Origin of the sequence: Candidatus Nitrosopumilus sp. (genome assembly GCF_029882185.1) — an archaeon.
GTDB lineage: Archaea > Thermoproteota > Nitrososphaeria > Nitrososphaerales > Nitrosopumilaceae > Nitrosopumilus.
In genome coordinates this window covers 1-7,415 of the sequence record NZ_JAOULD010000054.1, presented here as the reverse complement: position 1 = coordinate 7,415, position 7,415 = coordinate 1, and the positions used below count along the sequence as shown (strand labels likewise).

7 protein-coding genes and 2 tRNA genes are annotated in these 7,415 nt (G+C 36.0%); 7 read left to right on the top strand and 2 right to left on the bottom strand.

The window, feature by feature from the left end; genetic code table 11:
- The 3 genes from OEW78_RS09280 to OEW78_RS09270 form a co-directional block, all read left to right on the top strand.
- A partial coding sequence (locus OEW78_RS09280; RefSeq protein WP_300327022.1) for a proton-conducting transporter membrane subunit occupies window positions 1–508 on the top strand: 508 nt, incomplete at its 5' end.
- Between the two features lie 3 nt (window positions 509–511).
- Window positions 512–2,590, top strand: coding sequence for an NADH-quinone oxidoreductase subunit L (locus OEW78_RS09275; protein WP_300327021.1), 2,079 nt, complete (start codon window positions 512–514; stop codon window positions 2,588–2,590).
- A gap of 12 nt (window positions 2,591–2,602) precedes the next feature.
- Window positions 2,603–4,087, top strand: a complete 1,485-nt coding sequence (locus OEW78_RS09270) for an NADH-quinone oxidoreductase subunit N (RefSeq protein WP_300327020.1) — start codon at window positions 2,603–2,605, stop codon at window positions 4,085–4,087.
- Here OEW78_RS09270 and OEW78_RS09265 read toward each other — a convergent pair.
- Both OEW78_RS09265 and OEW78_RS09260 read right to left on the bottom strand, forming a co-directional pair.
- Window positions 4,077–4,928, bottom strand: a complete 852-nt coding sequence (locus OEW78_RS09265) for a polyprenyl synthetase family protein (protein ID WP_300327019.1) — start codon at window positions 4,926–4,928, stop codon at window positions 4,077–4,079. The genes OEW78_RS09270 and OEW78_RS09265 overlap by 11 nt on opposite strands.
- 42 nt (window positions 4,929–4,970) lie before the next feature.
- Window positions 4,971–5,049: transfer RNA gene (locus tag OEW78_RS09260), tRNA-Glu, on the bottom strand.
- Between the two features lie 80 nt (window positions 5,050–5,129).
- Between OEW78_RS09260 and OEW78_RS09255 the strand changes: the two genes are divergently transcribed.
- From OEW78_RS09255 to OEW78_RS09240, 4 genes are all read left to right on the top strand, one after another.
- Window positions 5,130–5,762 (top strand): iron-containing redox enzyme family protein, encoded by a 633-nt coding sequence (locus tag OEW78_RS09255; RefSeq protein ID WP_300327018.1) that lies wholly within the window; start codon window positions 5,130–5,132, stop codon window positions 5,760–5,762.
- 41 nt (window positions 5,763–5,803) lie between these two features.
- A tRNA-Ile gene (locus OEW78_RS09250) sits at window positions 5,804–5,877 on the top strand.
- 45 nt (window positions 5,878–5,922) lie between these two features.
- A complete protein-coding gene (locus tag OEW78_RS09245) occupies window positions 5,923–6,249 on the top strand; it encodes a hypothetical protein (RefSeq protein WP_300327017.1) in 327 nt (108 codons plus the stop codon).
- Window positions 6,250–6,777: 528 nt separating this feature from the next.
- The coding region (locus OEW78_RS09240) for an ATP cone domain-containing protein (protein WP_300327016.1) at window positions 6,778–7,415 on the top strand (638 nt) is incomplete at its 3' end.

The following is a 7,415-nucleotide window of genomic DNA, read 5'->3' as shown; positions in this document are numbered from 1 at the left end:
TTTATCAGGTGCAGAGATGATGTATGTGACACACGGAATTGGAAAAGGCATTCTCTTCATGATGGCAGGAATTATTATTGTTAAAGTTGGAACTAGAAGCATTTCAAAATTAGGAGGATTAGCAGGAAAGATGCCAATCACTGCCGTATGTGCAGTAATTGGTGCATTAACAATAATGGGTGTTCCACCAACAAGTGGTTTCATGGGTGAATGGATTCTCTTTTACGGTGCATTAGAAACTGCCATTGAAGAAGGATCAACAATTAGAGCTGTAACATTTGGTTTGGGTCTTGTTGCAACTGCACTTACAATGTCTTACATGCTTTGGATGCTAAAACGTGTATTCTTTGGAAAGACCCCTGAACATCTAGAAAATGTGAAGGAAGGAAGTTGGTACATGACAGCACCAATGATGGTTTTGGCAGGATTCTCAGTTGTAGTCGGTATTTATCCGGATATTTTCTTGAAGACAATTATTCCATACATGAGTGGAGTGTTGGGAGTTTAGATAATGGCTACTGAATCTTTTGGATTACCCTTTGAAGTTGGAACTCTCAGTGCTTGGCTAGTTTGGATTTTACCATTTGCTGCTGCAATGATTATTCCGGGTGTTGGAAAATTATCAAAACATACAACTGGATATGTTGCAGTTGCATTTGCTCTGATGAGTGCATTATCTGCAGCAACAATGATTCCAGTAGCATTAGAGGCTCATGAATTACATCACCAAATTATGTGGATAGAAGCAATTGGTCTTAAAGGTGGTGTATTAGCTGATCCACTCTCAATAATTATGGCAAATGTTGTTGGCTGGATTTCATTCTTGATTATGATTTACAGTACAGGTTACATGAAAGGTGACAAAGACATTACTAGATTCTGGTTCTGGATGATGTTCTTTATTGGTTCAATGCAATTAATTGTATTATCTGATAACTTGTTACAAGTCTTCTTTGGATGGGAGGGAGTAGGTCTTGCATCATATGCTTTGATCAGCTTTTGGTATCGTGATAAAAAGAAAGATCATGTTGGTGTTGAAGGACGTACAGTTCTTGGAATGTTAGATTACTATGCTCCAACACATGCTGGAATGAAGGCATTCATCATGACCAAAGTTGGTGATGTGATGATGATTGCAGGTATGCTTTTGATTTTCTTATTTGCTGGAACATTTGGATTTAAAGAATTAATGGGTTCTACTGATTGGGCAACTGCAATGGCTGCTCAGGGATTGCTAGTTCCTGCATTTGTTTTATTATTTGGTGGTGCTATAGGCAAGTCTGCACAATTCCCACTAAACGAATGGTTACTAGAAGCAATGACTGGTCCTACTGCCGTTTCTGCATTGATTCATGCAGCAACAATGGTTAAAGCAGGTGTATTCTTGGTGGCAAGAATTGGCCCACTTGTATTTGCATTAGGTGCTGCAGGAATTATGGCTGATCAATTCTTTGAAATTGTAGCATGGGTTGGTGCAATTACTGCACTATTACTTGCAACGCAAGGTATGGTTAATCCCGAAATTAAGAAAGTCCTTGCATATTCTACTGGTTCTCAAATTGGATACATGATGATGGCATTAGGTGTTGCAGGATTATCTCATCAATATGTCGATGGTTACACTGCAGGATTCTTCCATTTGATTTCTCACGCAATGTTCAAAGCATCATTATTCATGGCAGCAGGTTCTCTATTGCATATTGTTGGTTCTAGATTCATGACTGATATGGGAGGCTTGAGAAAACAGATGAAGAAGACATATGCATTCATGTGGGCTGCAGGTCTTGGTCTAATGGGTGCACCATTTATCACAACAGGTTTCTGGAGTAAGGATGCAATCTTTGCTGCAGTTTATACATCTGGAAATGAATGGGCAATGCCACTTTACATTATTGCAGTACTAACTGCTGTAATTACTGCATTCTATACTACAAGAATGATTGGAATGGTCTTCTTTGGTAAGAAGAGTAAACACATTGAAAAGATGGAGGAAGAAGGACATCATATTCATGAAGCATCGTTATCTATGTGGGTACCATATGGAATTCTAGCAGTTCTTACAATCGGTATTGGACTCATTGGATTGTCTGCAGAAGAAGGATTACATCATTTGTTTACAGACTATCTCGAACACTCATTTGGTATTCACTCTGAACATGTTGCTGCTGAAGCATCAATCCTACCAGAATTCTTGCAAGGACTTAACCCAGTTGCACTTGGTTCATCATTAGTAGCATTTGCTACTGGTATTGGACTTGGTTACATCTTCTATATTGGAAGATGGGTTGATCCAGTCAAATTTGTTAATTCAAATATTTTCTTTTACGCAATTCACAAAGTCATCTTAAACAGATGGTATCTAAATGCAATAATCTACTGGTGCTTTGTAGTAGCTCCATTGTGGTTGGCAAGAGCAGTATTCCGATACTTTGAAAAGACCGCCATTGATTATGGTATGAATGATGGAGTTCAAAAGGCAGTCGGATGGAGTGCTAGAGTCATCCAAGGAACTCAAACCGGTGTTTCACAATCATACCTATTCGTATTTGGAGCAGGATTACTATTCGTAGTTCTGATATTACTGATATAGGAGAATTATGAGATGATAGAAATTACTTCAACCCCATTGATAATAATTGCAATATTAGGAACCGTTGGTATTCTTCTTCCAATAATTAGCATTTCAAGGAAAGAACAAGGTTCAAACTCATTTTATGCAGTAATTGCATTTGCTGCATTAATCGTATCCATGGGTTATGTTGGATATCAATTCATCAATGACAATATTGCTTCTTCGGCTCTATTTTCAGATGATGTAATTGTAGATGATGCCTTTGGTGGTTTCTTTGCAATTGCAATGCTTATTGTTGCAATATTCACAACTGTTGGTTCTTTCAATTATATGAGAAAACATAACTCTCCTGCAGTTTACTATTCACTTATTTTACTTGCAACAATTGGTATGGTTCTAGTTGCATATTCTACTGATTTGATAATGCTATTTGTTGCATGGGAACTCATGAGTATTCCAACTTACATTTTGGTTGGATACATGAAAAAGAATCCAAGCTCAAATGAAGCTGCTCTAAAATACTTCTTGTTTGGTGCATTATCTTCTGCTATCATCGTCTACGGAATTTCAATATCTTATGGATTAACAGGCTCTACAAATATTGGAGAAGTCATTCAAGGTTATTCAACACTTGACCCTTCATTGTTGCCTCTTGCATTACTTTCAGTTGGAATGTTTATTGCAGGATTTGGATTCAAAATGGGACTTGTTCCATTCCATCAATGGTTGCCAGATACATATGAAGGCGCTCCTCCTACAATCACTGCATTACTTGCTGCTGCAACAAAGAAGGCAGGATTTGCTGCAACGATTAGAATTGTAGTTCTTGGAATGGTTGTTCTAAACCTTGACTGGACTTTAGCTCTTGGAATTATTGCTGTAATGACTATGACTATAGGAAATGTTGCTGCAATTATGCAAAAGAATATTTCAAGAATGTTGGCATATTCTAGTATTGCTCATGCAGGATACATCCTAATTGGACTAGCTGTAGCTCCACACAGTTCTCTAGGTTTACAAGGTTCTTTGTATCAAATTATGAATCATGCCGTGATGAAAGGTGCTGCATTTATTGCAATTGCAGGAATTGTTACAACGCTTGCAGTGACTCATATTGATAAATTAAAAGGACTCGGAAGAAGAATGCCAATTACTGCTCTAGGTTTAGTTATTGCACTCTTTGCACTTGCAGGTGTACCTCCTCTTTCTGGATTCTGGAGTAAATTGATGTTATTTGGAAGTGCTTTAGATGCTACTTCTGCTTTATGGTGGGCTCCTTGGCTAGCAATTGCAGGTGTACTTAACAGTGCATTATCCCTTGCTTACTATGGTTGGATTACAAGAAAAATGTACTTTGAAGGAGAAACCGAAAAGAGAGTTGCAGAACCAAAATCTGTTATTGCCGTAATGATCTTCTCAACAATCTTTTTAGTTGGATTTGGTGTATATCCAGAACCACTATTGAAGTTTGTAGAGTTTGCAACTCCAGTAATTAGTTTAGGTCTTATGCCTTAAATGAAGTAAATTTAATTAAATTATCTAGATTTATTTTTGCATCATTGTCTGGAATTTTTCTCAAACCCGATCTCGCTTTTTCTGAATATTCTTTTAACAATTCTTCCATTTTGTTAAAGACATCTCTAGGATCAGAACTTCTCTTGATCAATAAATTGAATAACTTGTCTTCGTTTTTCCAGTCTAGCAAATCATCTCTGATTTGATATGCAATTCCTATATTTTTCCCATATTCAGTTAATGCTTCAATTTGCTCTTCTGTTCCGTTAGCAATGATTGCACCTGTTCTAGCTGCTACTTCAAATGCCACTGCCGTTTTGTATTCAATCACTTTTAGATAATCGTCAAATGTTACATCCTCACTTGATTCCAATCTACCTTCAATCATTTCTCCCTCACTCATTAACATGGCAGTTGTAGCCAAATCTTTTGTAATTCTAGCATTGTCTAATCTTGATGATATTGCAAGAATTAGTCCAAGTACAAAATCTCCAGTTAGAACACTTGTGTTGTATCCATATTTGATATGGAAAGGATCTTTTTGTCTTCTCATTGTTTCATTATCAATAATATCATCATGAATGATTGATTCCATATGGAGAAATTCAACTGCACAAGATGCAGATAGTACATTTTCATCAATTTTACCTACACTCTCAGCTGCTAAATTCAAAATAATTGGTCTGATCCTTTTACCTCCTTCTAGAGAATATTTTAGAGGTTCAATGAACTCTGATTCAGAATAAATTGCAAGTTCATTTTCTAGTGCTTGATCTATACGTTGAATGTATTTTCCATAGGTTTCAAGCAGAGGATTTATCTCGATATTTTTCCTGTCCAAGATGGGCCTGATCAAAAAACTTTCATATACGTAAATAAATCTTGGTGCTCCAGCCGGGATTTGAACCCGGGATCTTTGCCTTGAAAGGGCAAAATGCTTGACCGGTCTACACCACTGGAACCCATGAAAATTCTGCTTTATCATCATAAAATCTTTTGTACACCACAAAGATTTTTTTATTGGCGTAATTGGAGATGAATCATGAATATAATACAAAAAATTGACGAAATGATTGAAGAAAAAAGTTTACTAAAACACCCATTTTACCAAATGTGGTCTGATGGAAAATTAACACAAGAGTCTCTAGCAGGTTACTCTAAAGAATATTTTCAACTTGTAAAAACTGTCCCTTCATTTATGACTCCTATAATTGAAAAATCACCAGAATCTGTAGTTAGTGAACTGGTTAAAAATCAACAAGAGGAATCTGATCATATCAAACCATGGATTGCTTTTGCAGGAGAATTGGGAATATCTGAAGATGAATTAATTTCATATTCAGGAACTGCAAAAACACAGAAGGCTGTATCTGATCTTAATCAACTGATGGATACTTTTGATGGCGGTGCTTGTGCAATGTATGCTTTTGAAAAAGAAATTCCAAAAATTAGCCAAACAAAACTTGATGGATTGGCAGAATTTTACGGAATGACAAGTCATAATGCTACAGAATACTTTAAGCTTCACACTGAAGCTGACATTAGACATGCAGCATCTTGGAGAAATATATTGGAAAAATCTTCAGCTGACTTTGACAGCTTGGTTGAAATTGCAGACAAATCAATTTCAGCACAAAATTTGTTGCTTGATAGTTGCTATGAAGAATATTGTTAATCTCATAACATTTTATACCTAAGAAAAAATTCCTTTGCTTAGGGCCCGTAACTCAGCTTGGTAGAGTAACCGGCTCATAACCGGTGAGCCAAGGGATCGAAGCCCTTCGGGCCCATACCCTAACTAATGCTTTATCTGATCCCATACAATATCTGATATTATGACTCATCCTGATTACACTCTTGAAGAAATTGCAGATATTACTCCTTATGAGAACTATGTAACAGCAATCAGGGACAAGTCTACAAAGAAAAAATATGCAGGACAACTCGAAATGTTTCTTAATCCAAACTATGATTGGAGCAAGTCCCAACAAAAAAGGAAACTGTTACCAGAAAAAGAATTTGCCATTCTTGTGAATAATTTTGTTAATCTAATTAGGGAAGACCACTATGCTGGTAAGAACAAGATCAAACGTTATGTCATGTTACTCAAACAACAAATAGATGAGAAGAAGCTAATCCAAACACTTCTAGAAACAGACTAAAACCAATCAAGACATTACTGCGTGCCAATGAAATTGACTTTTCATGGTTTTTGATAGACAAAATGATTCCAAAAGAGTCCAAAAGTGAAGACAGGGCATACACAAGGGCTGAAATTCAAAAGAGGATCATCGTCTTGCGTTTAATCGCATTGGTACTGGGGATTTCTTACCTGGCACATCAATGCCTAGTGGAAAACTGCAATCAAAAATATTGTGCACTAAATGTTCATGCAAGAACTATGTTCCCAAAAATGGTTGAATTTCATACTTGCACATATTTTATTAAAAATATGAATTTCTAATCTATAGAGGACCAAACAAATCCTGGGAGACAAAATATCAACAACTCACATCTGGCCTGAATGATGTGATAACTCTCATGGTTTTGTCATATTGATTAAACCCACCTTTCTTTTGTTTATAAATAAAATCTGATTTTCACAAATTTTGTTTGTAATCTTCAACTGTCTCTGACGAACAATGTTACTCAAAAGTAAAGGATTAATTTCTTCAAAACTAGTTTAATCTGTGACTCCTAGAAAATTCTTCATTTACAAAGCAGATGGCAGACGAGTCAAATTTAATGAAAACAAGATTCTCCGTACATGTATTAGAGCAGGAGCAAGTAAAAAGACTGCAAAACGGATTTTAAAAAAAGTCAAATCCCAAGTTTATCGTGATATGACCTCAAAGGATATTTACAAAAAAGTTCTTCGTGCAATTTCTGAAGAAAAAGGTCTCAAAGGTCTACACCAAAGATATCAATTAAAGGACGCAATTATGAGAATGGGTCGTGCAGGATTTGCATTTGAAAATTACATTTCATCTCTATTGGAATATTATGATTATCAGGTATCGGGAATTAGATCAAAAATTCCTGGAAAATGTATAGTACATGAAATTGATTTGATAGGAATGAGGGACAACAAAGAATTTTTGATTGAATGCAAATATCACTCCCTCCATGGAGTGTATACCAGATTAAAAGAATCATTATACACTCATGCAAGATTCCTTGATCTGCAACCAAAATTTTCAGGTGAGATTATTTTTTGTAACACCCAAGTATCTAATCATGCAAAAAAATATGCAAAATGTATAGGACAGCAAATTTTCTCTTGGAAATATCCTGCAACAAATAGCTTGGAAAAAGTAATTGAAAAGCA

Bases quoted from the DNA above. Each gene is read 5' to 3' on its own strand.
- OEW78_RS09270 (WP_300327020.1), top strand. From the start codon at position 2,603: ATGATAGAAATTACTTCAACCCCATTGATAATAATTGCAATATTAGGA.
- OEW78_RS09245 (WP_300327017.1), top strand. From the start codon at position 5,923: ATGACTCATCCTGATTACACTCTTGAAGAAATTGCAGATATTACTCCT.
- OEW78_RS09275 (WP_300327021.1), top strand. From the start codon at position 512: ATGGCTACTGAATCTTTTGGATTACCCTTTGAAGTTGGAACTCTCAGT.
- OEW78_RS09255 (WP_300327018.1), top strand. From the start codon at position 5,130: ATGAATATAATACAAAAAATTGACGAAATGATTGAAGAAAAAAGTTTA.